This window comes from Bifidobacterium longum subsp. longum JCM 1217, from assembly GCF_000196555.1.
Lineage (GTDB): Bacteria > Actinomycetota > Actinomycetes > Actinomycetales > Bifidobacteriaceae > Bifidobacterium > Bifidobacterium longum.
This window is the reverse complement of the sequence record NC_015067.1, coordinates 1,118,071-1,141,847: the sequence shown is the minus strand read 5'-3', so window position 1 is coordinate 1,141,847 and position 23,777 is coordinate 1,118,071. Positions and strand designations below refer to the sequence as shown.

The 23,777-nt window shown below is 63.0% G+C and carries 15 protein-coding genes, 22 tRNA genes and 1 other RNA gene; 33 read left to right on the top strand and 5 right to left on the bottom strand.

The window, feature by feature from the left end:
- Window positions 1-20: 20 nt before the first annotated feature.
- The 5 genes from BLLJ_RS04990 to BLLJ_RS04970 form a co-directional block, all read right to left on the bottom strand.
- Window positions 21-983 (bottom strand): class C sortase, encoded by a 963-nt coding sequence (locus BLLJ_RS04990; protein WP_013582665.1) that lies wholly within the window; start codon window positions 981-983, stop codon window positions 21-23.
- 2 nt (window positions 984-985) lie between these two features.
- Window positions 986-6,088 (bottom strand): InlB B-repeat-containing protein, encoded by a 5,103-nt coding sequence (locus BLLJ_RS04985; RefSeq protein ID WP_013582664.1) that lies wholly within the window; start codon window positions 6,086-6,088, stop codon window positions 986-988.
- Window positions 6,089-6,207: 119 nt separating this feature from the next.
- On the bottom strand, window positions 6,208-7,908 hold the full coding sequence (locus tag BLLJ_RS04980) for a SpaA isopeptide-forming pilin-related protein (protein ID WP_230473318.1): 1,701 nt from the start codon (window positions 7,906-7,908) through the stop codon (window positions 6,208-6,210).
- A 73-nt stretch (window positions 7,909-7,981) separates the two neighbouring features.
- Window positions 7,982-8,656, bottom strand: coding sequence for a hypothetical protein (locus BLLJ_RS04975; RefSeq protein ID WP_230473310.1), 675 nt, complete (start codon window positions 8,654-8,656; stop codon window positions 7,982-7,984).
- Between the two features lie 5 nt (window positions 8,657-8,661).
- A complete protein-coding gene (locus BLLJ_RS04970) occupies window positions 8,662-11,205 on the bottom strand; it encodes a bifunctional DNA primase/polymerase (protein ID WP_013582661.1) in 2,544 nt (847 codons plus the stop codon).
- 1,145 nt (window positions 11,206-12,350) lie between these two features.
- Here BLLJ_RS04970 and ssrA point away from each other — a divergent pair.
- The 33 genes from ssrA to BLLJ_RS04825 all read left to right on the top strand — a co-directional run bounded on the left by ssrA (window position 12,351) and on the right by BLLJ_RS04825 (window position 23,695).
- Window positions 12,351-12,726, top strand: a transfer-messenger RNA (tmRNA) gene (gene ssrA, locus BLLJ_RS10095).
- Window positions 12,727-12,810: 84 nt separating this feature from the next.
- Window positions 12,811-12,895: transfer RNA gene (locus BLLJ_RS04960), tRNA-Tyr, on the top strand.
- A 546-nt stretch (window positions 12,896-13,441) separates the two neighbouring features.
- The gene (gene istA, locus BLLJ_RS04955; protein WP_013140934.1) at window positions 13,442-14,944 is read left to right on the top strand and encodes an IS21 family transposase; all 1,503 of its coding nucleotides are present in this window, start codon (window positions 13,442-13,444) and stop codon (window positions 14,942-14,944) included.
- A 17-nt stretch (window positions 14,945-14,961) separates the two neighbouring features.
- Window positions 14,962-15,726 (top strand): IS21-like element ISBlo1 family helper ATPase IstB, encoded by a 765-nt coding sequence (gene istB, locus BLLJ_RS04950; protein ID WP_012472066.1) that lies wholly within the window; start codon window positions 14,962-14,964, stop codon window positions 15,724-15,726.
- A gap of 92 nt (window positions 15,727-15,818) precedes the next feature.
- A tRNA-OTHER gene (locus tag BLLJ_RS10925) sits at window positions 15,819-15,883 on the top strand.
- Window positions 15,884-16,012: 129 nt separating this feature from the next.
- Window positions 16,013-16,085: transfer RNA gene (locus BLLJ_RS04945), tRNA-Thr, on the top strand.
- Between the two features lie 193 nt (window positions 16,086-16,278).
- Window positions 16,279-16,351 (top strand) — tRNA-Arg (locus BLLJ_RS04940).
- A 4-nt stretch (window positions 16,352-16,355) separates the two neighbouring features.
- Window positions 16,356-16,427: transfer RNA gene (locus BLLJ_RS04935), tRNA-Ala, on the top strand.
- Between the two features lie 122 nt (window positions 16,428-16,549).
- A tRNA-Gly gene (locus BLLJ_RS04930) sits at window positions 16,550-16,621 on the top strand.
- Window positions 16,622-16,679: 58 nt separating this feature from the next.
- Window positions 16,680-17,663: an HNH endonuclease signature motif containing protein gene (locus BLLJ_RS10420; RefSeq protein ID WP_080557736.1), complete on the top strand. Its 984-nt coding sequence runs from the start codon at window positions 16,680-16,682 to the stop codon at window positions 17,661-17,663.
- A gap of 10 nt (window positions 17,664-17,673) precedes the next feature.
- A tRNA-Lys gene (locus BLLJ_RS04920) sits at window positions 17,674-17,749 on the top strand.
- 164 nt (window positions 17,750-17,913) lie between these two features.
- Window positions 17,914-17,985 (top strand) — tRNA-Phe (locus tag BLLJ_RS04915).
- Between the two features lie 329 nt (window positions 17,986-18,314).
- A tRNA-Arg gene (locus BLLJ_RS04910) sits at window positions 18,315-18,387 on the top strand.
- 51 nt (window positions 18,388-18,438) lie between these two features.
- Window positions 18,439-18,513: transfer RNA gene (locus tag BLLJ_RS04905), tRNA-Trp, on the top strand.
- 230 nt (window positions 18,514-18,743) lie between these two features.
- Window positions 18,744-18,816, top strand: a tRNA-Leu gene (locus BLLJ_RS04900).
- Window positions 18,817-18,998: 182 nt separating this feature from the next.
- A tRNA-Arg gene (locus BLLJ_RS04895) sits at window positions 18,999-19,072 on the top strand.
- A 50-nt stretch (window positions 19,073-19,122) separates the two neighbouring features.
- Window positions 19,123-19,207: transfer RNA gene (locus BLLJ_RS04890), tRNA-Ser, on the top strand.
- Window positions 19,208-19,288: 81 nt separating this feature from the next.
- A tRNA-Ser gene (locus BLLJ_RS10920) sits at window positions 19,289-19,374 on the top strand.
- A 119-nt stretch (window positions 19,375-19,493) separates the two neighbouring features.
- Window positions 19,494-19,564: transfer RNA gene (locus BLLJ_RS04885), tRNA-Gln, on the top strand.
- A 105-nt stretch (window positions 19,565-19,669) separates the two neighbouring features.
- Window positions 19,670-19,742: transfer RNA gene (locus tag BLLJ_RS04880), tRNA-Arg, on the top strand.
- Between the two features lie 95 nt (window positions 19,743-19,837).
- Window positions 19,838-19,910: transfer RNA gene (locus BLLJ_RS04875), tRNA-Arg, on the top strand.
- Window positions 19,911-19,914: 4 nt separating this feature from the next.
- Window positions 19,915-19,988, top strand: a tRNA-Ile gene (locus BLLJ_RS04870).
- A gap of 274 nt (window positions 19,989-20,262) precedes the next feature.
- A tRNA-OTHER gene (locus BLLJ_RS04865) sits at window positions 20,263-20,332 on the top strand.
- A 41-nt stretch (window positions 20,333-20,373) separates the two neighbouring features.
- A tRNA-Gly gene (locus BLLJ_RS04860) sits at window positions 20,374-20,445 on the top strand.
- A 418-nt stretch (window positions 20,446-20,863) separates the two neighbouring features.
- A tRNA-Leu gene (locus BLLJ_RS10915) sits at window positions 20,864-20,937 on the top strand.
- 261 nt (window positions 20,938-21,198) lie between these two features.
- A tRNA-OTHER gene (locus tag BLLJ_RS10910) sits at window positions 21,199-21,269 on the top strand.
- A 191-nt stretch (window positions 21,270-21,460) separates the two neighbouring features.
- Window positions 21,461-21,673 (top strand): preprotein translocase subunit SecE, encoded by a 213-nt coding sequence (gene secE, locus BLLJ_RS04855; protein WP_032740751.1) that lies wholly within the window; start codon window positions 21,461-21,463, stop codon window positions 21,671-21,673.
- Entirely contained in the window at window positions 21,670-21,858 is a 189-nt protein-coding gene (locus BLLJ_RS04850) for a hypothetical protein (RefSeq protein WP_032740749.1), read from the top strand. The genes secE and BLLJ_RS04850 overlap by 4 nt, the downstream gene beginning before the upstream one ends.
- Complete coding sequence (gene secG / locus BLLJ_RS04845; protein ID WP_013582655.1) at window positions 21,855-22,097, top strand: preprotein translocase subunit SecG; 243 nt, start codon at window positions 21,855-21,857, stop codon at window positions 22,095-22,097. The genes BLLJ_RS04850 and secG overlap by 4 nt, the downstream gene beginning before the upstream one ends.
- Window positions 22,098-22,220: 123 nt before the next feature.
- Window positions 22,221-22,403 (top strand): hypothetical protein, encoded by a 183-nt coding sequence (locus tag BLLJ_RS04840; RefSeq protein WP_032740746.1) that lies wholly within the window; start codon window positions 22,221-22,223, stop codon window positions 22,401-22,403.
- A gap of 418 nt (window positions 22,404-22,821) precedes the next feature.
- Window positions 22,822-23,046: a hypothetical protein gene (locus tag BLLJ_RS04835; RefSeq protein ID WP_231837337.1), complete on the top strand. Its 225-nt coding sequence runs from the start codon at window positions 22,822-22,824 to the stop codon at window positions 23,044-23,046.
- Complete coding sequence (locus BLLJ_RS04830) at window positions 23,001-23,501, top strand: hypothetical protein (RefSeq protein WP_230473309.1); 501 nt, start codon at window positions 23,001-23,003, stop codon at window positions 23,499-23,501. The genes BLLJ_RS04835 and BLLJ_RS04830 overlap by 46 nt, the downstream gene beginning before the upstream one ends.
- Window positions 23,498-23,695 (top strand): hypothetical protein, encoded by a 198-nt coding sequence (locus BLLJ_RS04825; RefSeq protein ID WP_013582651.1) that lies wholly within the window; start codon window positions 23,498-23,500, stop codon window positions 23,693-23,695. Before BLLJ_RS04830 ends, BLLJ_RS04825 begins: the two co-directional genes overlap by 4 nt.
- Window positions 23,696-23,777 lie beyond the last annotated feature (82 nt).

Sequence of the window (23,777 nt, the reverse complement as noted above, 5' to 3'; positions counted from 1 at the left end):
CCTTGATCCGTATGGGACGGCTATCGACGTCCGTTCCCATGACCTCCAACATGCCGGCCGAACACATCCCGGCTGCGGCAGGCCGCGAACCCGCTGATCAGCACGCCGGCCATGACGATCAGCGAGATGACGATCGCCTGTTTCGTGTCGCTCGGCGCATCGCCGGGCAATGGGGCCTGGTCGGGCATGCTGTTGCGTTCCCCGGTGACGAGGAGACGGAGCGTGTTGCCCTGCCCGGTGCAGGTCAGCAGCGTGACTTCGTCCCGTCCTTTCCGGATCTTCAACGCCTTCGTGTCCGTGGGGCTGACAATGCGGATGTCGTTGACCCGGTAGGCGAGCGTGTTGCCCATGACCTTGATATAGAACGGGTCCCCCTCATCGAGTTCCCCGAGCCGGGTGAACAGGGTCGCCCCCCTCAGGTTCGAATGCCCGGTAATCACGGCACGAGTGCTCCTGCCTCCGACAGGCAGACTCGTGCCGGCCAGATGACCCGCAGCATGTTCGAGCACATCCTGGCTCGCGCCGTGCATGATAGGCAGATCCACGCTGATTTTCGGAATCAGCAGTTCACCCATCGCGTCCAACCCGTTGACGGACAGTTGGCGCCGGTATTCGTCGTCGCCCTCGAAGTTTCCCTTGGTCTTGCCGTCGAACACGGGTTCGCCGATCTGGGGCTGCCCGCTCCGGTAGAGCCGTTCGTTGTATGCGACGGCGCTGCGGATCGCGTCCTGGCGGCTGGATGAGGGGAACATGGCCGCGGATTGGCTGACGCCGCGCGCCTGCCGGTCGACGGTCCGGTCCCCGATCAGCTGCTGGATCCGCGGCATGCAGATGAGGATGCCGCCGACGATCAGGCAGGCGAGGGCCGCGGCCGCGTACATGCGGCTGCGGGCGAGGAGCCGGCGGGCCCGCCTGTCACGGTCCCGCCGGTCGCGGACGGCTTCCGCGATGGTCTCCCACACGTCGGGTGCGGCCGTGCCCATACTCACCTGGCATGCCTTCCGGCCGTGCCCGTGCCGCCGGCGTGGCGTCCCCTGCGGGCCGCGGCCATGCGCAGCCGGATCACGGGCATGAGCCCGCCCATGGCGAGGATCATGAACGCGAGGCCCGCGTACAGGCCGATGGTCGGCACCTGGGCGTGGCCGCCGGTGAACGGGAGCGTGGTCATGGCCGGCGCCCATTGCGCGTACACGGTGATGCTGCCCCGGTCGGGTATGCTGACCGTGCCCTTGCCGGGGCTGAGGATCGTGTCACCGGCGCCGGGCGTGGGTTTCATGGCCCAGCCGGTGAACCGGAAGCCGGGCCTTTGCACCTTGGGCTCCTTCGCGTCGGCCGGGATGGTGACCGTCGTGAACGCGTCGATGGTGATGTCCGGGTATCCGCCGGTTCCCCCGTTCGGATTGAACTTCAGGGTGACCCGGTTGATCCTCCACTGCGCGTACAGGACGCTCGTGTTGACCGGGTTGCTCTTCGGATCGGCGACCAGTCTGAACCCGTTGCCCGCCGTGTACGCCCTGCCCCTGCCGTCGGCCTGCGTGTTCCAGCCGGTGAACGTGTAGCCGGGGCGGGTGAACGGGTTGGCGATGACGGTGAGCGTCTGGTCGACCACGCCGTCCGTCCTGCGGGTCTGGCTGGTGGAGCCGGTGTTTGCGTTGTAGATCAGGTGCGCCGGGTCGGCCTTCCATTGGGCCCACAGTGTCGTGGTGCCGGGAGTGAGCGTGTACCGGCCTCCGGACTGGAGGCTCGGATTCGTGCGCCTGTCCCTGGCCCAGCCGGTGAACGTGTAGCCGGGGCGGGTGAACCCGTTTCGGGCGATGGTCACGTTCTGGCCGGTGACGCCCGTGGTGTCGGGCGTCGAACCGGTGGCCCCCCAGTCGTCCCTGTATTGGATGCTGGCGGGGTTGGCCTGCCAGATCGCGTACAGGTCGTTGCCTGCTGGCTTCATCGTGTACCGGCTGACGCCGTTCTTGCCTTCGCCGTATGCGGTGCCGGAACCGTCCTTGGCGGTGTCCCAACGAACGAACGTGTATCCGTCGCGGGTCAAACCATTGGCGTTTGTGGTCAGTTCGTCACCGGTCTTGCCGGATTGTGCCGCCGTGTTGCCTCCGGTTGCGCCGTTGCCGTGATAGGTGAGGGTTTGTGCGTTACCGGCCCAGCAGGCATATAGGGTGCTGGAACCACGCAACGTCCACTCGCTGTTAGGTTTCACTGCATTGCCCTTGCAGTCGGCCTGAGTGTTCCACGTGACGAACGTGTAGCCGTCGCGGGTGAATCCGTTGTCGCGCACGTTGATCTTCTCGTCGGTCTTGCCAGTCTGCGGGTCGGTCTTGCCGCCGGTCGCCCCGTTGCCGTCGTAGGAGAGGCTGGCCTCGCCTGCAGTCCACTGCGCGTACAGGGTGAGCGTGCCGTTCGCGGCCCACTTGGTGCCGGGCGCGTAAGCCTGCCCCTTGCCGCCAGCCTGCGTGTTCCAACCGGTGAACGTGTAACCGTCCACCGTCCAGCCGTTCTGGCTGATGGTCGGCGTATCACCCGTATGGCCCGTCCAGTTGGCGGTGCCCTGACCACCCGGCGTCCTGCCTGTCGGCGGGTTCGCGTTGTAGTTGATCGCCGCCTGGTTGGGCGTCCATTGGGCGACCAATGTGACGACCCCGTTGGGCGTGCTGGTCAGGTTGGGGACCTGCTGCCCATCCGTGTAGGAGTCTCCGGTGTCGGCACGCTTCCAATCCGTAAACGTGTACCCGTCGCGAGTGAAGGTGTTCGGGCTCAGGTTCTGCGGCACGTCGAACGTGAACTTCTGGTCGCTCATGGTGCCGTTGCCGCCGCCCGCATCGTATTTCACGGTGTAGCCGTTGGCCGTCCATTTCGCGTATACGGTCACGTTGCCGGTGAGCGGCGTGTTGAAATCGTATTTGTTTCCGCCGTTCGGGGCCGTGTACCAGCCGTCGAACCGGTAGCCGGGAATCTTGCCCGTGTCGCCGGCCGCCCAACCGGATTTGTCGGCGGCGGCCGTGTTGTAGGGCACGGTCTGCGATGCGGGCGTGCCGGGCGCGTTGCTGCCGGCGGGCGCGTTCACGTTGTACGACAGGGTGGGGTTGATGGCCCACAATGCGTATACGGTCTTCGCCCTGGCGGGCATGACGATCTCCGTCCTGACGTTCGCATCCAGGGTGGCGCGGTCCATGGTGTCGGCGACGGGCACGTCCCTGTCGTTGGCGTCCGTGTTCGCGCTCCACCCGTAGAACGTGCGGTTGGTCTTGCCGATCTGGCTGGAATCCCAGCAGTCGGAGTCGGCTTTCGCGGTCGCCAGGGTGATCCTGGCGCCGGCCGGATAGTAGACCTGGCAGCCGGATACGGCGCCCGTCGTGGCGATGGTCTGCACCTGCACGCTGCCGTCGGATCGGGTGATCGTCCGCTGACTGGTCCCATCATCCTGTCTGGCGATCGTGTCGGTCAGCACCTTGCGATCGTCGGTGGTGGTTCCGGACTCCGGTTCGGTGTCCCTGTCGGCCGCAAGCCTGACCGTGCCGTTCATCCTGGAGGCGGCGGTTTCGGTCCTGCCCGTCTCGGTGCGCGAGGGCACTTGGCCGGTTCCGCCGTTCGCGTCGTAGCTGAGCCTGTATGCGATCTTGAACGTCAGATTGTCGATCAGGTTGCCCTTGGTCGGGTCCACGGCGTTCAGGGCTTTGAAAGTGAACGTGCTGACAGGCGTGTTCGCCGGGATCGTGACCTTGCCCTCGTAGGTCGCCCACTGGCCGTCATGCTGGAAACGGTTGGTGTTGGTCGCGTGCGTGGTGATGCTCGTACCGGTCCAACCCTGTTCGTCACCCGCCTTGTTGCTGGTGACGCGGGTCATGGTCACGGGCTTGCCGTTGACCAAAACCTGCATCGAGTCCGCGTGCTCCTTGGACAGGCTCGCATGGTCGAAACGCACCGTGTATACGGTGTCCGAATCATGCTGCGTGTCGATCTTCTGTAGGATCGCCTTGCCCCTCTCCGAGCCGACGATCTCCGCATACGTGTTGCCTGTCACGGAATCCTGCTGCAATTCGACCGCATTGGGCCGGTCGGTCAACCCGACTCCGCCTTGCGGCTGTCCGCCCTTTTGGTCCGAAGCCCAGCCGAACTTCGCGGCATCGAAACCGGGCCACTTCACCCACTTGCCGGTGGAATCGAATGTTGCCGGATTCTGTCCGGCGTTCTGGATGTATTCGCCGCTAGCGGGGTCCACACTTGTGAACCTGCCCCAACCACGGTCATCAGCGTATCCGCCACGACCTACCGGGCTGATAGTATCCCAACCGCCATCCAGCAGATAATCGAACGAACCGTTCACCAGTTCGGTGGGAAGGGTCTTGGATGCGACGGTCTCCACCGCGCCTTGGGTCGCGTCGGTCCTGTAGCCGATCTGGCTGGCCTGCGCTTTGGTTCCCCCGTTCGCGTCATAGTCGAGCCTGCGGGCTTTCGTGAACGCGATGTCGTCGATGAGGTTGCCGTTCCATGCGCTCTTCGACGACACGTTGCGGAACGTGAACCGGGTGACCGGCCGCCCAGCGGGCACGGTCACGGTTCCCGTGTACGTCTCCCATTGGCCTGTATGGTCGGAGTCCTCCCTGTCCGCGGGTTTCGGGTTGGACACCCTGGTGGCGATCGTGTCGGAGGATTCGCCAACCTTGTCGCCGTACCCGTTGGCGGTCACGCGGGTCATGGTTACCGGGGTCTCGTGGCCGGGAGCGCCGATGAGCACCTGCATGCTGTCCAGGTGGCTGGCGTTCAGGCTCGCGTGCCTGAGGCTGACGATGTACTGCACGTCGCTGTCGGATTCGGTGTCGATGTCCTGGTAGATGGCCGATCCGGCCTGGGCGGCCGTGAGTTCGGCGTAATGGTTGGAGCCGTCGTACCTGTTCCACACCTGCACGTCGCCGGCCTGTTCGTAGGGCGGGTTGCCTAGATCCTTGCCGGTCTGGTCGCTTTTCCATGCGAACCGTTTCGCGTCGAATCCGGCGGGCAGGGCGACACGGTGGTTGACGTTCCTGGAATCCTTGTAATAGTAGGATTTCCGGCTCAGGCTCACGTAGTTAAACGGGGAGTCGGACAGGCCCGCCCCGGTCCCCGAGTATTCGAAGTCGCCGTTGACGATCTTCTCTTGGCCTGCGGGCGGTGCGGGCGAATCCCGCACGGTCTTCACCTTGCCCCGGGTTTCACCGCCTGTCGTGTAGTCGATCTGGCTGGTCCGGGTTTTCACGCCTCCGTTCGCGTCGTACGTGAGCTGGTAGGCCTTGGTGAACACGACATCGTCGATCAGGTTGCCTTCCGCGCTGTCGGGACGGCCGGCACTGTTCGAATCGGCCACGCTTTTGAACGTGAACCGTGTGACATCCTGTCCCCTGGGGACGAGGACCGTGCCCTCGTACGTGTCCCACTGGTCGTCCTGGCCGGTTCCCGTGGACGTGATCGTGGTGGATTCCTCGCCGGCCTTGTCGCCCGCATTGGCGATGGTGCGGCGCATCGTGACCGGCTTCTCCCGGCCGGGCGCGCCGACGAGCACCTGCATGCTGTCCCTGGCGTCCTTGTTGCGGCTGGCGTGCTTCAGACGGACCGTGTACATGGCGTCGGATGTGTTCGCCGTGTCGATGTCCTGGTAGAGGTATTTGCCCTGCGTGGCGGCCGCGATCTCGCCCCACACGTTGCCCGTGCTGCCTTTGACGGCCGTCCTAAAGCGTTGGACTTCCACGATCCCTCTGTGCCCGCTGACGGAATCATTGGATTTCCAGCCGAATTTCACGGCATCCCAGCCGTCCACCTTCGCCCATGGTCGCTCGCTCGAGCCTTCCATGGCCATGCCGTTGCCGTCGACGAACGAGAGGTACTGCCGGCCGCCGGAACGTTTGTCGACGATCCGGTTGCCGAACGTCTGGAAATCGCCGTTGACCAGCTCCTTCGGATACGATGTGCTCGCGGCCGGATGGATGGTCATGACCGGCAGGCCGATCCCGTCCGCCTGCGCGGTGCCCGCCATGAGCATGCCTCCGCCGAGAAGCGTGGCCGCGGATGCGATCAGTGCGGCGGAACGTTTCAATATGCTGTGCATTGTGTTTTCTCTTCCCCTGAATCTCATGTTCGGCATGGTTTTGGAAAAAAGGTATTGAGCGGGACGTTCGACGGGTTTTCGTTTTCCGACGCACGTCCCGCGTCATGGTCTCTCTTGGATCAGGCGAGACCGTTGCCGGCCAGATTGACTGCCTTGCGACGGTTCTTCAGGCTGCGTTCGGCGAGGACGATTCCACTGCCCCACAATGGGCAGGAGACCGCCAGCCAGAAGGCGAAGGCCAAGGCTCCACCGGTCTGCGGCAATTGGGTCAGGTTGGTGATGTTCTTGACTTGGACCGTGTTGTTGTCGATGCCGGTGGTCAGGCCCGGCTGATCCTTGCCGGCGAACCTGATGGCGGTGCCTGCATCGTCGATGGTGACGGTGAAGCTCGGCTTCGCATAGGAGGCATAGCCGGCGGGCTCCTTGGTTTCGGTCACCGTATAGGTGCCGTAGCCGAGACCCTTGAATGCGATAAGACCCTTTTGCGCGGCATTGTCCTTATGGTCGACCTTGCCGTCGTTGTTGGAGTCACCGGTGGTGAATGTGGTCGCGGAAGCCTGGTCGGCGGCTTCGGACCATTCGCCGGTCGTCGTATCCAGCTTCAGGTATTTGTCTCCGCGTTGGATCTGGAATTCAGCTCCATCCACGAGCGTGTTCACGTCGGCTGCGCTCACCTTCTTGAGGGTGAAATCGTAGGATTTCAGGTCAACCTTGTCGCCATTGGTGACGACGGTGTAGTGGGCTCCGTCCTTGAAGATGGCGGTGCCGGAAACCGAGTTTTCGGATGGTTTCTCGGCCGTGGCCTTGGTGACGACGCTCTGGTAGGTGATGGTGATCTTCTTGCCGCCCTGCGTGGTGATGAGCTTGGTGGCGTTCAGAGCCCAGCCTCCGGCCGGAACGGTGATATCCGGGTCGGCCGGGGTTCTGTCTTCCTTCTTGAGAGTGGCGTCACCTGGCAGGGTTTTCGCGCCGTGCTGGGTTTCGCCGTCGTAGATGACGGTATCGGCGGTCACGTCAGTGGCAGTCCCGCTCAAAGCCACCTTCAGGCTGCCTTTCACGTATTCCTGTCCGGCAGGGGCATCGGCGAGCTTGAATTTGACGGCCGTGTTCGGAACGGTCACGTCGATGGTGTGGGTGACGGTATCGCCCACGGTCACGGCCACCGGGTCGGCGGCATCACCCTGCTTGGAGACCTGTCGGCCGTCACGGTCCACGACGACCTTCTTGTCGGTTGTCACGCTCTTCGACTTGATGACCGCGACGCCGAGGGTTCGGCCGGGGGCGCCGCTCATGGCGGTGCCTGCACCGGATTTGGTGCCGATGATGATCGGGCTGCCTGCGGAGTCGGTGATGTAGTAGAGGCCTTCTTCCGGCACGGTGATGTTCAGGGTGGCATCCTGCGTGGTCAGGTCGGCTCCGCCCGTGACGGTGGCCGGCTTCCTGCTGGAGGCGTTGAGGGCGGCTTGGATGTTGCTCAGCTGCTTGGCCTGCTTGGCCATGTCGATGGCGGCGATGCTGCCTGCGGCATCGTATCCGCCGACCTTGGTGATGTCGTCGGACGTGTCCTTGTCGTAACCGTTGGCGATGGTGATGGCGTCATCCGCCCATGCGTTGGATTCGGTGGTGCCTTGGATTCCGAGGCTGGAGATCTGGTTGCCTTTCAGCACCACTCCGGTGTATGTGCCTATCTGGTAGACGTTGAACGTGTGTCCGGCCAGGCTTGCTCCGTCTGCGCCTTGCAGTGTGATGGTCGTGTCGGCTGCCATTGCGGATGGGGCCAGTGCCAGGCCGGCCAGCATGCTCGCGGTCGCGCAGGCCATTGCCGTCACGATCTTGTTGTTCCTCAGGTTCCCTTTCCGGCGTCCCGCGCGCGCGGGATCCGCCGGAGAGGGCCTATGCGGGCGTGCACATGCCGCGCAGACGCCCGCAGGCGAACGCGTCGTCCATGCCGCGTCGCATCCCGTCGAGGATCCGGCATGCTGCCGGATCGCCGTGGCGGGCGATACTCGTCCATTGGGCGACGGTGAGCATGTCGCCCATGCCCGTCGCGATGAGCGCGTCGTACGCGTGGGCGTCGATCAGCTCGTCCAGGCGGCGTCCCGCCAGGACGGGCATGTCCGGGTGCAGCCGGTCGTGGACGATCATGCGCGCCACGTCGCCCATGCCGCCGTGCATGTACCGGTCGAGACGCAGGGGTCCGGCCTCGTGGAACCATCGTTCCGCGGGACGGCGGACGGCCCGCGTGTCCGCCATGATCAGCCGGTCGGGATAGCAGGAGGCGAGCGCGGCCGCGACGGCGGGCGCGGGATGCGGGCCCATGCCGTCGATGATCCGGTCGGCCAGCCGGTCCGCGGCCGGGGTGAGCATCCACCCGTATCCGTCCGCCCACTCGTGCAACTGCCTGTATTCGTCGCTCGGATGTTCGGGCATGTGGTCGATGAACGCGGTGTGCCGTTCGCCGCGCCCGTCGATGAGCGCCCCGCAGCTGTTGTCGTCCCTGCCTGCCGTCCGGTCGCCGCGCCCCGTGGCGCGCGTCGAGACCAGGAGCCGCCATTCGTCCGTGCTCATGCCCGTCATCGGTCTCCTTCCACCGAACTTCTCACGCTTTTCACGATCTGAAGCGTCTCGCGATCGGGCAGCCCGCTGATCCGTCCGCGTTCCATGATGTCCCGCGCGATCCGCTCCCCGTCCTCGGGATGGTTCTTCCAACGCCCGTACCCCCACCGGTAGAGCGTGTCGTTGCGCCGCCCCTCGGGGATGGGGCTCATGTCCGGCTCCCCCTCCGGGCCCCCGGCCACGCCGGGGGAGGGCAGGTCGAACGCGGCCAGCGGATCGTACGCGCCGCCCGCCGGCGCGGCCGCCGTCCGCGCGGGGGCGGGGCGACGGGGTTTGTCGGTCGCGTCGACGCGTTCCGCCCAGCGCAGGAACGCGTCGGACAGGTCGGGGATCCGATCCTCGGGCCGGTCTATCGGCGTGTAGCGCCGCCCGTCGGGCAGGACGGACCCGCCCATGACCACGTAGCCGTCGCGGCCGATTTTGAAGTCGATCTGGCCTCCGTTGTGCGTCCTGGATTTCAGGCGCGCCCCGTCAGGGATGTGGTAGAGGAGGTGGACGCCGCCGGACGGGGTGCGCACCGCGAACGTGCGCGGCAGGAGCGGCGTCCCGTACGGGCCGACGTCCGTCTGGATCTGCTCCCAGCCGGACGTCTGATCCTGCTTGTGGCAGTCGAGGTCCACCCACATGTAGTCGTCGGCGACGGTCGTCCCGTAGATCGGCTTCGACGGGTCGATCCGGTGCGACATGTCCACCCGCGGATCCTGGCACGCGTCCTTCCACGAATGGTGGGGCACGTCGCTGGACGGGCTCTTGTCCGCATGGCAGGGGAAGATCCGCGGATCCGCCTCCCGGATCATGTCCGCCCACCCGTCCGGGTCCGTGACCTTGAGATCCCGGTCGGGGACGGGCCGGATCTCGGGCTCGTCGGCGGGCATGCCGGACACGGCGGCCGCGCACGCCTTCCATACGGCGTGCAGGCCGTCGCCCTCGGGGGCGGGCCGGTACGCGGTGTGCGGACGCCCGTCCTCGCTGCCGATACGCGTGCTGGTGCGCACCAGGCCGATGTTCTTCCAGTTGACGCGCATGCCGGGGTCGGGGATCACGACGCCCGTGTCGAGCACGCTGCGGATGGCGGCGACCTCCATGTCGGACAGGCTTTCCAGGTCGACGAACGCGACGGACCGGCATTGCCGGTCGCCGATCTTCAGCCATGTGATCGCGCCGACCAGCATGAACGGCCAGAAACCGTGTTTGCGGCGGAACGGGAGATAGTGGCGGGCGCGCGTCGTCTGCGAGGCGATGGTGCTGAACGCGAAGCGGCGTTGTTCGGCCTCGGAGCTGGACACGGGCAGATGGTAGTTCGTGGTGATCAGATGCGTGCTTTGCGGCATGCCGTCCACGCTGTTCTCGCCCTGGCGGCGCGCGGAGAAGGGGAGGAGCCCGGTCAGGAGGGTCTTCAGGTTCGGCAGGCTCTTCTCGAACCGTCCGTGGGTCGGATCGTAGTCGTCGGACAGGGCGAGCAGGTGGCTCATCAGGTCGCCCATCTTGTTTTCGGCGCTCATGGCGGTCGGCTGGGCGAGCAGGTCGAGGCTCATGGTCGTGGCCTGGTCGCCGAGATGCTCCATGAGGTCCTTGGCGAGCGTGCTTTTGCCGGTGCCGCCCGGCCCCTGGTACACGTACGCGCATTCCGGATGGCTGCGGAGGAACGGGGCGGCGAGCGAGCGTTGCAGGTTGAGGGTGCTGTCCGTGTCCTGGCCGGTCCACTGGTCGAGGATCCATCCGGCCTCGTTCGCGAGCGTCGCGGCCTGTTCGCACGTGCATCCGGTCTCCACCGTGTAGGTCATGGGCTCGTCGACCCGGTTCGGCGTCGTCTCCCGGAGCGTGGCCGTCCTGAAATCCGGTTCCCGGCATTCGAGGTCTTTCGCGCCGGTCCAGGAGCGGGTGACGCCGGATCGGGTCTCGGTGCGCGTCCACGCGCCGGACACGGGGTCGTGTTCGAAGCGGATCTCCCCGTCCGTGCACATGAAGCTGCATCCGCGGCGTATGGTCTGTCCGGCGAGGAGGAGCGAGTCCTTGACCCATCCGTCGTCCCCGTCCAATTGGTCGTCCTTGGCCTTGGAGCCGCCGTAGGCGATGCGCACGGGTCCGATGGGCGCCCATCGGCTGGGCGCGCGTTCGACGGTGTGGTCGGGCAGGACGCGCCGGTAGAGGATGCCCTTGCCGGGCGCCTGCGGGTCGGGCAGGACGCGCAGGTCGGGGTCGGGGCACACGATCTCGCTGATCATGCGGATCGCCCACATGGGCATGAGGCCGCTCGGATCGGTCCATGTCCATGTGCTCGCCCCGTCCCTCTGCACGAGGCTCCGCAGCATGGGGATGCCGGGCATGTCGGTCGCGGGGTCGCCGGCCATGGGGTGGATGGTGTTGCATACGCCGGTCACGCCCGTCGGGTTTCTGAGCAGCACGTGCTGGTCGGCGACGCGGGCGAGGAACGCCCCGTCCGCGTGCCCGGGGGTGGCCGGGCCCGTGATGCCGGGACGGCCGTACTGGTTTTCGATCATGCGCGCATGTATGCGTCACGCGGGGGCGGGGCCGGACGGGCATGGTCCCGGCCTTTACAATATTGTAAAGTTTTCCGGCCCGTTTTGTATGCGTGTATGCATCTGTATGCATCCGGGGATGCATACAGAAAAAGCCCGGAAAAAGCCCGAAAACCCTTATAAATAAAGGAAAAAACAGAATTCCTTTATCTTGTATGCATTGTATGCATCAATATAAGGGGTTTCCTTCCTTTTTCCCGAATCCCCTATAAGGGAATGATGCATACAATGCATACACGCCCCCGGACCATCCCCGGAACGTTGGAAACAAGCCGAAACGGAAAGAAAAGACGTATGCATCCCCGGATGCATACGGATGCATACACGCGAACCGGAATGCATACAGCCCCGATGCCCGCCCCGACCGTTTTGCCGTGAGGGTGCCCCCGCCTTCAGGCGTGGGGAGGGATTCCTCCCATCGTCAGGATGGGAGGAATCCCCCGGCTTCAGCCGAGGGGAGGACGTCAAGCGATCCTCCGATCCGTTTCGCCGGGCTCCCCGGGGGGTTCGCGATGCCGTGGAGCCGCATGCGCGGACTTTACAACATTGTGAAGTTCTTCCGGCCGTCTTGTATGCATGTATGCATCTGTATGCATCCGGGGATGCATACAAAAAAGGCTTGGAAAAAGCCCGAAAACCCTTATATATAAAGGGAAAAACAGAATTCCTTTCTCTTGTATGCATTGTATGCATCAATATAAGGGGTTTCCTTCCTTTTTCCCGAATCCCCTATAAGGGAATGATGCATACAATGCATACACGCCCCCGGACCATCCCCGGAACGTTGGAACCAAGCCGAAACGGGAAGAGAAGATGTATGCATCCCCGGATGCATACGGATGCATACAGGCCGGCCGGAATGCATACACGCCCCCGCATAGGGGATCGCCGCGACCGGGGACGCATACCGTCGCATGCCACCGCACGGACGGTCGGCGACGAGACTTGAAAACCGAAGAGCGACATCAGAAACATTCCTGTCCAAGGCGACTCATACCCGCATGGGCGTGAGGACAAGACCTTGGACCAGACGCCACCCCTGCAAGATGGCGGCATTGAAGACATGGGTCGGATGGCTGATGTTCACGCCATCCGACCCATGTCACGGGGCTGACAGGCTTTCGATGGCCTGCCGGAGACCATTCGCTACGTGCCGGAGGCCGGCAGGGACAACCGTCATCAACCTTGCCACAAGAACGAACGCCAACACCGTTTCTTCTTCCCGTTTCACCCTCGCGGCGTGAAACCCGGCTTTGATCCCATTGCCGATTAACGGGTCAAAGCCGGAGAACTTCGAATCGGACTGGTCGGACAGTCGGACGATGGATTCGCCCGGCCAGCATACGAACATCGTCTACAAGCCGTGCGGGTTCGCCGAACGCACCCGTCCACGGATGAGCGTCAAGCGTCGGATACGCACGTGACGGCAAGCAATGGTTGACGGCAGGCCAGACCCGGGTTCGATTCCCGGCAGCTCCACGACCCGATCCATCTCCCATGAGCTTGCGGGCACAGATGAACCGGGCACGGTACGCATCGCACCGTGACGGGCAAAAGCGATGCACCGGTGGCGTGGCCCAGCGGCGACGGCAGCAGACTGTAACTCTGCGACAGAGAAACACCGGAGGTTCGAGTCCTCCCGCCACCACCATCCGCCTGGCCGCAAACAGGCGGATCGACGACAGGCGGTTTGATCCGCCTGTCAGGCCAGTCCCATTGGATCGACGGCGAACGGTGGAAGCCGGGATGACACCTGGTCATGAGACGACGGGATTCCGGTCGGTTTCGTAGCCCGATCCGGCGGAACGGCCCGAATCAATCGGACAGGCCGGCGGAGCGAAGCCGCCCGGAACCACTCGGCCGGCGGAACGCGTTCCGTCGGCCTGCCGTCCGGAGACGCATACCATGCCATGCCGCCGCGGACACGGCCGGCATGGCATGGTTGAAAACCGAAGAGCGGAAACAATGAACGCGCCATCGGGACGGCGGCAGCCCGACGGTCTCTGTTTTGCTTCAATGTTTGTTCGACAGGTTCGGCAGTGTTTTTCCGTAGTGTGGGCTGATGGTTTTCCCCGGTGTCGTCATCGTTTCCCGGTGATGTGATAGGCATCGGTGCCGCCGCCTGTATATTCCCGAGTTGCCAATCGGTTTTGATTCGGCCGGTTGCCGCCGGCCGGCGCTCGGGAAGGAAAGGAACATGGCGATACCGATGCCCATTGTGCAAGATATCAGGAGACTCGACCGGCAGGGAATGTCGCGCGCGCAGATAGCGCGGCGTCTTCACGTGGATCGCGGGACGGTCGCGAAGTACGCGGATATGGAGGATTGCTCGCCCAAGCCGAAGGCGGATCGCAGGTACGGGTCGAAGATCGACCCGTACGCGCATCTGGTGGACGAGTGGCTGGAGGCCGATCGTCTGCTGCCCAGGAAGCAGCGGCACACGATCAGGCGCGTGCACGACCGTCTGCTGGCGGAGACGGATTACGACGGCGAGTATTCGACCACGATGCGTTACGTGCACCGGTGGCGCGAGGCGAACCGCGGCGTGCCGGATCGCGAGGGGTACGTGCGGCTCGAGTGGGCGGCGGGCAGCATGCAGGTCGATTTCGGCGTGGCCCGGGCCCGGATCGCTGGCGAGATGGCGGACGTGCATTGCCTGGTGGTCTCGTTGCCGTATTCGAACATGCGGTTGTGCGTGGCGTTGCCGGGCGAGAACGCGGAGTGTCTGTGCCATGGCCTGATGCTCGTGTTCGAGCATATCGGGGGTGTTCCTCCCGTGATCGTGATGGACAACGCGACCGGTGCCGGCCGGCGCAACGCGAAGGGCGAGGTCGCGTTGACCGGGGTGTTCTCCGCGTTCGTGGCGCATTACCGGCTCGAGGTCCGGTTCTGCAACCCGTATTCGGGCAACGAGAAGGGCAGCGTGGAGAACGCGGTCGGGTTTTTGCGGCGCAATCTCATGGTGCCGCCCATGCGCGCGGAATCGTATGGGCAGTTGAGCCGTCTCCTGCTGGAGCGGTGCGACGGGCTCGCCAGGGACTCGTATTGCCCGAGGTTGCTGGACGTGCCCGTGGCCGAGGTGTTCGACGAGGAGAGGGCCGCGTTGATGCCGTTGCCGTCCACGGCGTTCGACCCGGTTCGCTGGGAAAGCCGGACGGCCGACAAGTACGGGCTGGTCGACATCGACTCGAACCGGTACCTCGCCGGCCCCGATTCGGCGCGTTCCAGGGTATTGGCCGCGATCCGGTGGGACACGGTCACGCTCACCTCGCCCGCCACCGGCGAGCTCTTCGCGGAGTATCCCAGACAGTACGGACGGTCGCGCAATGTGGAGGATCCCGCGCTCGTGCTTCCCCGGCTCGCGGTCAAACCCCGCGCGTGGCGGGAAAGCTCGATCCGCCCGGACGTGCCCGACGATATACGCGCGTGGCTTGATTCCATGGACGAAAAGACGTTGAGGGAGAGCCTCAAAGCGATCGGGGACGCGTGCCGGGCGGCCGGGTTCGATCCCGCGATGCAGGCGTGCGGCGAGATCCTGCGCTCGAACAGGGACATGGGCCTGCACGCGGACTCGCTCACCCCTATCGCGTTGCGCATGCGCGACGGCGAGTGGGAATACCCCGGCGGGATCGAGGAGCCCGACCTGAGCGGCTACGACCGGTTCATCACCGGCACGGACGACGGAGGGGAAGAACGGTGAGCGTCAGACCCGATCCGGTGATCCCGGAGACCCGCCGCCGTCGCGCGTCCACGACCGAGAAGAGCGAGAGGATCCTGAAGATGAGCCGCAGCCTGACCCTGACACGCAGCGTGCTCGCGGGCACGCTCGCCGAGGCCACGCCCAACCAGCTCGACTTCATCGAACGATGGTTCACGGCCGAACTCGACTCGCGCGAGCGATCCAAACGCCTGCGCCTGCTCAAACAGGCCGGCTTCCCCGCCGACAAGACCCTCGACGGCTATGACTGGACCAACCTGAAGATGCCCGCCGACTGGGGGCGCGCGCAGCTCGAGAACCTCGACTTCGTCGCCGGATGCGAGGACCTCGTGCTCTACGGGCCCGTCGGCACCGGCAAGAGCCACCTGGCCATCGCGATCGGACGGCTCGCCTGCGAGCGGGGCGTCCCGGTGCGCTTCTTCACCGCGACCGGACTGCTCATGCGTCTGCGCCGCGCCCAGCAGGAGAACCGGCTCGACCGGGAACTCGCGAGCATCGGCAAGGCCCGACTTCTCATCATCGACGAGTTCGGCTACCTGCCCATAGACGAGGAGGGCAGCAGGCTCCTCTTCCAGATCATTTCCGATTCCTACGAGACAAGGAGCATCATCTACACCACCAACATCGAATTCAGCGGATGGGGACGCGTGCTCGGCGACAAGAACATGGCCGCCGCCCTCATCGACCGCACCGTCCACCACGGACGGCTCATCAGATTCGAGGGCCGCTCCTACCGAAGCGAACACGCCCTCATGACCAAATAACCAACACAACGCAGACAGGCAGCGGCCGATACCGCACACCCTGCGGAAAACCCGCTGCCTACACTGCGGAAAAACACCGCTCACAAAGCGGACGCCAACTTGCTAAAACACACGGTCTCCAAAACCGTAGACGGAGGTTCGACTCCTCCATGGCGCGCAGGCCCGTGCCGCGGAAACGGCGCGCCCCTCGGACCGGACGACGGCATGCCCGCCTCCCGGTCCGGCCCCATGGCCCGTGACGGGCGCGTGGGGGCCGTCGCCGGACGGCCGGGGGTTTCCGGCATCCGCCCCGGTAGCTCAACCGGTAGAGCGTCCGCCTCGTAAGCGGAAGGTCGCCGGATCGTGTCCGGCCCGGGGCTCGAAGCGGCTCATGGCGTGAACGCCGCCCGCACGCGACGCCGGACTCTTCTCTCCGCGCGTGCGGGAACGATGGCATGCGAGACGGGTTCTTTCTTCTTTTATTCTCCCGTCCGCGACCATGCCAGCGCCATGATCCCGCCCTAATCCCCCCCGCCCAGTGCGGGGACGCATGCCGTCGCATGGCGGATGCACGCCCTTGTAGCTCAGGGGACAGAGCACCGGATTCCGGATCCGGGTGTCGCCCGTTCGAATCGGGTCAGGGGCGCTTCGGGGCCGTCGCCCAGTGGCAGGGCGTCCCGTCCGCAACGGGAAGGTCGCGGGTTCGAACCCCGCCGGCTCCACGACACGCGGCATGCCGCCGCGTGTAAGCGCGGACATTCCGAGGGACGACGTCATGTCAAGACGGCGCGCCCCCGGAATGGAATACGCGAGACAGCGGGCCGGCCGGCCCGTCCCCCGCGACGCGGATGTGGTGCAGTGGCAGCACGCCTGCTTCCCAAGCAGGAGACCGCGGGTTCGAACCCCGTCATCCGCTCTATCCGGATGCAATATCTATTATTCCTTGATTTTCGTGCCGAGGAATCCGGAGACGCATGAACGAACACGACCTCGAAGTGGGTGGACACCGTAAACGGAACGAAACACTCCATGCTTTCTTTTTCTTATACCCAAGGAGAAAGGAATATATGGCACAATGCACCTTTCCGGGATGCGCCAAAAAGGTTCTCGCAAGAGGATTTTGCACCGGACATTATCAGCAGTGGTATCGAGGGAAGCCGATACATAGACTCAGACATCACAAGTCTTTCTCTGTGGAGGACTTCGATGAGCTCACCACTCAATTGGATAACGGGTGTGTAATCGTGAAAGACAACAGTCGAGCCGATTTGTGCATCTATGTAAACAATGAGTCCATTCCTCTGAAAAGGATAGCTTATCGTTTATTCAAAGGTGATGAGGGAGATTGCAACTGGATGGATGACATCTGTGGAAATCCGCTTTGTTTCAATCCTGATCATCTATTACCTCATCTTCCCATTCAAGAAGGTGGAGGACGTAAAAGCATCAATGAGCCAGTCGATCGACAGAACGCTGTCAGATTTTGGTCTAACGTCCAGCGGATGACATACGGCTGTTGGGAATGGACGGGCTCTCTTAGATGCGGCTACGGAGTATTCGGATATGGAGGCCAACGTTACGGTTCTCATCGATTCGCATATCGAATCGCCAATGGTTTCATACCAGACGACTTGATCATTGATCACATTTGCCGCAATCGTAAATGTGTGAATCCAAATCACTTGAGACTCGGCACCCAAGAATTAAATCGTCAAAATATCTCGACAACAACAAATTCACGGAGTGGCCATCTCAATGTGAGCTGGTCCAACAAAGATAAAAGATGGCAAGTCAATGTAACCCGAAAAGGGGAAACATTCTACGGTGGTGAATATCGAGATCTGAATGATGCGGTCATCGCCGCAGGAAATCTTCGAAACAAGGTTTCGATTTTCAACGTCGACGATAGGTTCCCTGAGCGCATTGGAAGCAATTCAAAATTCCTTCCTGTTGCTTGATATCAGAAAAGCCCCTCTAGTTCAGCGGTCAGAATACCGGACTTTTAATCCGTTTGTGGTCGTGGGTTCGAATCCCACGGGGGGCACGATGCTTGGTACATCGCCATGCATAAGCGCATCAATCTATTATCAGATAGGCTGCGGCAGCTTCTTCCTCCGGCCGCGCGCGAAACAGGGGAAGGAAACACACTGGTGCGACGGACCGGGGAAGGGCCTGTAACCCAGATCCCATGACGGTCCGTCGCACGGCGCCTCTGTGGCTTAAACGGTAGAGCAACGGTCTGAAGCACCGTGGATGCTGGTTCGATTTCAGACGGAGGCACGAAACGGTTCATCCGATCAATGAGTCGTTTTCATGGGAGTGGCTGAACAGGCGTATCGAAAACGGGACGCCCAAGGCGAGCATGGCCCGGCAGGGTGGTTTGCGACCGAACATGCGGCACGTCCAGAGGGGATCTGAACCTTCCCGTTTGTCCTCGACGTTGCTGGTGAAAACCCAATCCAGTCTCCCGATTCCCTCCATCCGTCATTCAGGACGGGTGGGGAGGACGCTCTTTTTGCAGCGATGGTCTCCGGAGCGACATCAATGAGGACCATGCCGAACACGGCCCGGCACAGGCGTACGTCGTTAAAGGAACGAAATGTGCCATCGCCCTTGTAGCTCAGTGGATAGAGCGTCCGCCTCCGGAGCGGAAGGCCACGAGTCCGATTCTCGTTGAGGGCACTCGGAGCAGGAAGCTATTCCGCTGCCTATCTTCGGCTTCCTGCTCCACATGCGTCGGTAGCTTAACGGCAGAGTACCGGTCTCCAAAACCGGTGGGTGTGAGGTCGAGACTCACCCGACGCGCCAGGACGGTATCGTTTGGCTCCTTACTACTCACGGATTCGTCAAGCCGAATGATACCGTCCCACCCGGTTCCGATCGTCGTTTGAAGGATGTTCTATTCTCTTCGGCTGTTCGACCGGAGCCATCGCCCCGCATTCTTCCCCATGACCGGCATCCCATTTCCTTCTCTCTTGCGGGATGCTCAGGTTGATATCGGCCACGAAGGTCGACCTTGGTGAGGAACAGTCGGCCAGGTTCCCGTAGCCCAACCGGCAGAGGCACGCCCCTAAACGGCGTTCGGCGCAGGTTCGAAGCCTGCCGGGAACACGACGCATGGCACAAGGCCATGCGTAAGCGCAACATCGCAAATACGGTGGTATCCGCAGACCACGCGCGAAAAGAAGGCGGAAAACGTGGATGCCTAAGTAACAACAATATTCCAAAAAAAACGAATTACTCCTTTGGAAAAGGGTTGTCGCTTTTCCTGAACCGAAGTAGGCATCCACCTTGCTCCCGTAGCTCAGCGGACCAGAGCAGAAGAGTTCTAACCTTATGGTCGTGGGTTCGAATCCCACCGGGAGCACGAGATCCGCACGAATACGTCGACCAGTTTGTTCCTTCGTGTGGATCGGTGGAGTGGTGGCAGAGCGGTCGAATGCGACTGTCCCGAAAGCAGCAGGGGTGCAAGCCCCCGGAGGTTCGAATCCTCCCTACTCCGCGAACCCCCGCATGAAAATCGTTCCCATGAGGGGTTTATCGAGGTTTGGCCGGTGTGCCCCTGAATCGCAAACACTGGCATGGATGGTGGGCCGTGCGGCAAAGGCGCAGTCCTGCTAAGACTGTTGGGGCGGAAGTCCCTGGCGAGTTCGACTCTCGCACCATCCGCTAGCCGATCTGCAGTGATAGGCCACGGGATAGGGCCTGGAATCCGGCCGGCAAAAAACGGGTTGGATCGGCATGGCGGAACGCAGTCGGGCATACGTGTCCGATGCGTTCGCGCGCATTCCTCCTTGGTGTAACGGCAGCACACGGGTCTTTGGAACCTTTGGTCCTGGTTCGAATCCAGGAGGAGGAGCTTGGCGGCAGCACGTCGAATCGGTTTTCCCTCTACACTCGATTCGATGTTTGTTGTACCGGACATACAGGGTCAGGCGTCACCCAAGCCGCGAAACGACGCCACGCCCTTGTAGCTCAGTGGATAGAGCGTCCGCCTCCGGAGCGGAAGGCCACGAGTCCGATTCTCGTTGAGGGCACGCACGAAAACTCCGTCAACCATAATGAGCGGATTCTCTCTTCTCTTCTCTCTCACGCCGTCGCGCCTCGTACGGTTCGTGCATTACGAGGCAACGCCCTTGTAGCTCAACGGATAGAGCGCCGGTTTCCTAAACCGGGCGCAGCCGGTCCGACTCCGGCCTTGGGCACTTTGCATTGCTAGCTCAGTCGGTTAGAGCACCCTGCTCATAACGGGAAGGTCGTTGGTTCGATTCCAGCGCAATGCACGAGTGCCATATCTTTGATGGTTCCGGCACCCTAAAAAAATAGAACCATTGGACGGTTAAGAGGGGCCGGACGCTGACCCGGCGAATGGCTCCTACCCACGGTGGCACGGTACCGTGCTGCCGTTCGATGCGCGTCGTCTCAGTTGACCGTCACGACGAAAGGGGTATCTGCAGAATGAAAAAGCATTCCACGGATACGGGCAACGGAGTTCCAGCCGATCTCAACCCTGACGAATCACGGCTAGGCGAACGCACGGAGTTCATGACCCGTGCGGGGCGCTGGTGTAATGGCAGCACGCCACCCCCTGTGGGTGGAGATCCGGGTTCGAATCCCGTGGCGTCCGCTAAGGAATCCGCTTCTGATACGGTGTGCGGATTCCTGTTTGCGGTGTTAGCACAATGGTCAGTGCTTCAGTCTTCCAAACTGATGATGCGGGTTCGATTCCCGTACACCGCTCGATACGATTCCATGCCCGTTGGGAGTTCCCGGCGGGGCAGTCATGACCATGCGGGTCGTGTCCGATGGTTCACGCCTCCGTTTGTTCGACGGACACGTGAATATCGTCAGCGCCCATCATCCTATGGGTGGATGATGCGAACAGCTCTCTGTCGGAAGGGTTGGTGCGAATCCGATAAAGCCTATCCGCCCAGTGCGGGAAAGGTTTCCTGGAACGCGGGCGACCGCGTTTCTTGTCAGCCGACCCACAGGATGTGGGAACGGTCTCGGTGGAGCATGGGGGTTCAGCCCCTGTGATCCCTGTCATGCCTCGTGTTGCAGTATGCGCGTCCACCGCAAGCATGAGTGCAGGATTCGGCACGAGTGGCCGGATCCACAGTGGACTGCGCGGGCATATCCCTGCGGATTGCCTGCGCATGCTTTCGTGGCCCAACCGGTAGAGGCGACAATCCAAGGAACTGTCCGGTCCGGGTTCGAATCCCGGCGAAAGCACTGGCGGAAACACGGGCGTCAACGCCGCCCGATCCGGTTCGAACGTCTGCCGGAAAGGGAACGATGCCACGGTAGGTTCTCTTCATAACTGGGACCCGTAACCGTTGCAGCGCCCGCTTCCGCACCCAACTTGCGAATACGATGTCAACGCCGCCACCCGCCCGCTGCCATATTGGGGCGGAGTGGAACGATGGTCAAGGCGCAGGCCTGCACCTCAGTGGCCTGAACGGAACCGCCTCTCCAGCATCGTATCCGCAACATGGCTTCGTCGTTCAATCGGTCAGGATGCCCCGTTTTTGGGGTGATGCGGGTTCGAATCCCGTCGAAGCACGATGGGCCCGGCGGCCACATGCGAAACGCCGGGTTCCCGAACGGGAGATAGTCTGCGATCGGTGGCATGAGCCGGTCGCGGGACAAGAATTCCTTTGCTCGCATGGCCCATCCGCCGTTCCTCATGCCGGAACGGTTCCGCCCCTCCCGCGCGGGAGGGGCTTTTCCGTTTTCCGGACGCATAGGAGGAAGCATGGAAAGGAAATCGTTGGCATCAGACCCGTTTCAGCCGATAGGCCGATATTGCCGGCAGATCGTGGACGAACTGCGCAAGACCGCGACTCCGGCCGCCCGCGAATGGCCGGCCTGGAGCATCACCTCATTCGTGTTCGTCATCCTGCCCATGATATTGGCCGCGGGCATGGATCTCGGGTTCGGCGAACTCACGCTCATGGTGTTCGGGTGACGGTAACACATCCCGTGATCCTTGCCATGCTGCTATGGATGCTCATCGCCTCGTCCGCGTTCCTCCTCATGAGCGTATGGACGGACGACCCGGAGCATCGCAGCACCTATCGCCGTTGGGCCGTCGCGTATCTGACGGCCCTGATCGTCATCATCGTCGTCTTCTATTACGAAGGAACCCCATGACCGTTCTCGTCATCGTCTTGAAAACCATCGTCGCCGTCCTGAGCGTCCTGCTGTCCCTGCTGATCCTCCTGCACAAGGGCAAGGGCGGGGGTCTGTCCGACATGTTCGGCGGCGGCCTGACCGCCAACGCGGGCACCTCCGGGGTCGCGGAGAGGAACCTGAACCGTTGGACGGTCGGCATCGCGATCCTCTGGGCCGTGCTGATCGTCTCAATCAGCCTCATCGCAAAAACCATCTGACGAAACAGGAAAGACCATGCCAATTGCCATCATCTGCCTGTTTACGGGCTTCATCCTTGGCTTCTTCACCGCAGCCCTATGCCAGGCGGCATCACACTCAGATTCTGACAGAAAGGACAACCATTGAAAAACGACTGGTTCTGCCCCAACTGCGGGCGGCCGATGGAGGCACGACGCCACGTGGACAATCCCACCGGACGCATCACATGGACAATCGGCTGCCTCAACCCGAAACACTTCCACACGCGCGGATACATGAACGCCGCCATCGCCGAAATCCAACTCGAAAAACTCCTCCACCAGTGAACCTCAGCGGAACGGAAGCCGCCGAAACAGCCGAGCAGACAACGGAAACAGGTGGATCGTCGCAGAAGAGGGGGCGACGGTCCTCAAAAAAACGATACAGCGATAGGCCACGATCTTGTTCACGGATTTCCTTTTGTCCGGCGGAATCACCGGAAGCAAGAAGCATCATGGCCGTCGCTCGGCTCCGCAAGGAAAATCAAGCGGAACAACACCCTCCCATGTCCGAGGGCATGGGCCTGCCTTGTCGCATAGCGGCACGCGCATCCGGAGAAAACGAAAGGACATCATCATGATCGCCGTCATATGCCTGTTCGCGGGCTTCATCCTTGGCTTCTTCACCGCAGCCCTGTGCATGGCCGCCCGTCGGGGCGATCGCATACGGCCGGACGGGCGCTGACCGGGGACGCATACGCGGGGCATGGAAACGTGCGATACGGGACGGGGGACGGCCTTGGAAAGCGAATTCGAACACATGGCGAATCTGGTGCTCGTCATACTGTGCGTGGCGGGCGGCATGCTCATGTGGCAGACCCATGGATGGCTCATGGCCGTCTCGTCCGTACTGTTCGCCGGCTGCGGCCTGCTGCTGGTCTTCCATTGGGGCGCGGTCCACATGCGCCGCATGGGGGAGGACGGCCGATGATGCGCCCGTCACGACTGTCCGCCTCCTACGCGAGCCTCCTGCCCGCGTTGAACCGTCTCGGCTACCGGGCGGACGTGAGGGAGGCGTTCGTCTGCGGGTCGCGTTGCGTGGTCGTCGTGTCGGGCGCGCCCGCCACGCGCGTCCTCAACGACGGCTCATGGGAGCGTGACGACGGGATGGAGGGTCCCGATCCCACGAGCCTGCTCGGCCTGTACCGCGAGGAGCGGGTCGAGCAGGCCGTACGGCATCTCGCGCGCCGTGATCTGAAAGGCATCGCATGCGACATCCTGATTGCGGCCGGAATTCCCGTCGGCGTGATCCTGGACGCCGTGGAGCATGACGGCGGGCTCGCCGTCTCCTACCGGCGTGTCGAAGGCGTGCCCGAGGACACGGTGATACACGATTGGACGGCGCGCGCCAAGGCCGCGCCCGCATTGTTGGAGGAGATCGCGTGAACGATGAGCAATCGGAACGCCTGGCCGAGGCGCACAGGGCGGGCATGAGCGCCACCGAACTGGCGGCGAGGACAGGCCTGCCATGGCGGACGGTCGCCACGGCGATCCGCATGGTCCGTGACAGGACGCGCGGCCCCGTGCCCCGTCTCGAATTCATCGAACCGGCCGTACGCCGGCGACCGGGAGGGGCATGACTTGAAAGGGCCCGACTGGAGGGGACGCGCCGCATGCTCGCGGCTGGATCCCGACATCTTCTACCCGGTCGGAGACGGGGCG

Bases quoted from the DNA above. Each gene is read 5' to 3' on its own strand.
- BLLJ_RS04970 (WP_013582661.1), bottom strand. From the start codon at position 11,205: ATGATCGAAAACCAGTACGGCCGTCCCGGCATCACGGGCCCGGCCACC.
- secG (WP_013582655.1), top strand. From the start codon at position 21,855: ATGACCGTTCTCGTCATCGTCTTGAAAACCATCGTCGCCGTCCTGAGC.
- secE (WP_032740751.1), top strand. From the start codon at position 21,461: ATGGAAAGGAAATCGTTGGCATCAGACCCGTTTCAGCCGATAGGCCGA.
- BLLJ_RS04985 (WP_013582664.1), bottom strand. From the start codon at position 6,088: ATGCACAGCATATTGAAACGTTCCGCCGCACTGATCGCATCCGCGGCC.
- istA (WP_013140934.1), top strand. From the start codon at position 13,442: ATGGCGATACCGATGCCCATTGTGCAAGATATCAGGAGACTCGACCGG.
- BLLJ_RS04980 (WP_230473318.1), bottom strand. From the start codon at position 7,908: ATGGCCTGCGCGACCGCGAGCATGCTGGCCGGCCTGGCACTGGCCCCA.
- BLLJ_RS10420 (WP_080557736.1), top strand. From the start codon at position 16,680: ATGAACGAACACGACCTCGAAGTGGGTGGACACCGTAAACGGAACGAA.
- BLLJ_RS04835 (WP_231837337.1), top strand. From the start codon at position 22,822: ATGGAAACGTGCGATACGGGACGGGGGACGGCCTTGGAAAGCGAATTC.
- BLLJ_RS04990 (WP_013582665.1), bottom strand. From the start codon at position 983: ATGGGCACGGCCGCACCCGACGTGTGGGAGACCATCGCGGAAGCCGTC.
- BLLJ_RS04975 (WP_230473310.1), bottom strand. From the start codon at position 8,656: ATGAGCACGGACGAATGGCGGCTCCTGGTCTCGACGCGCGCCACGGGG.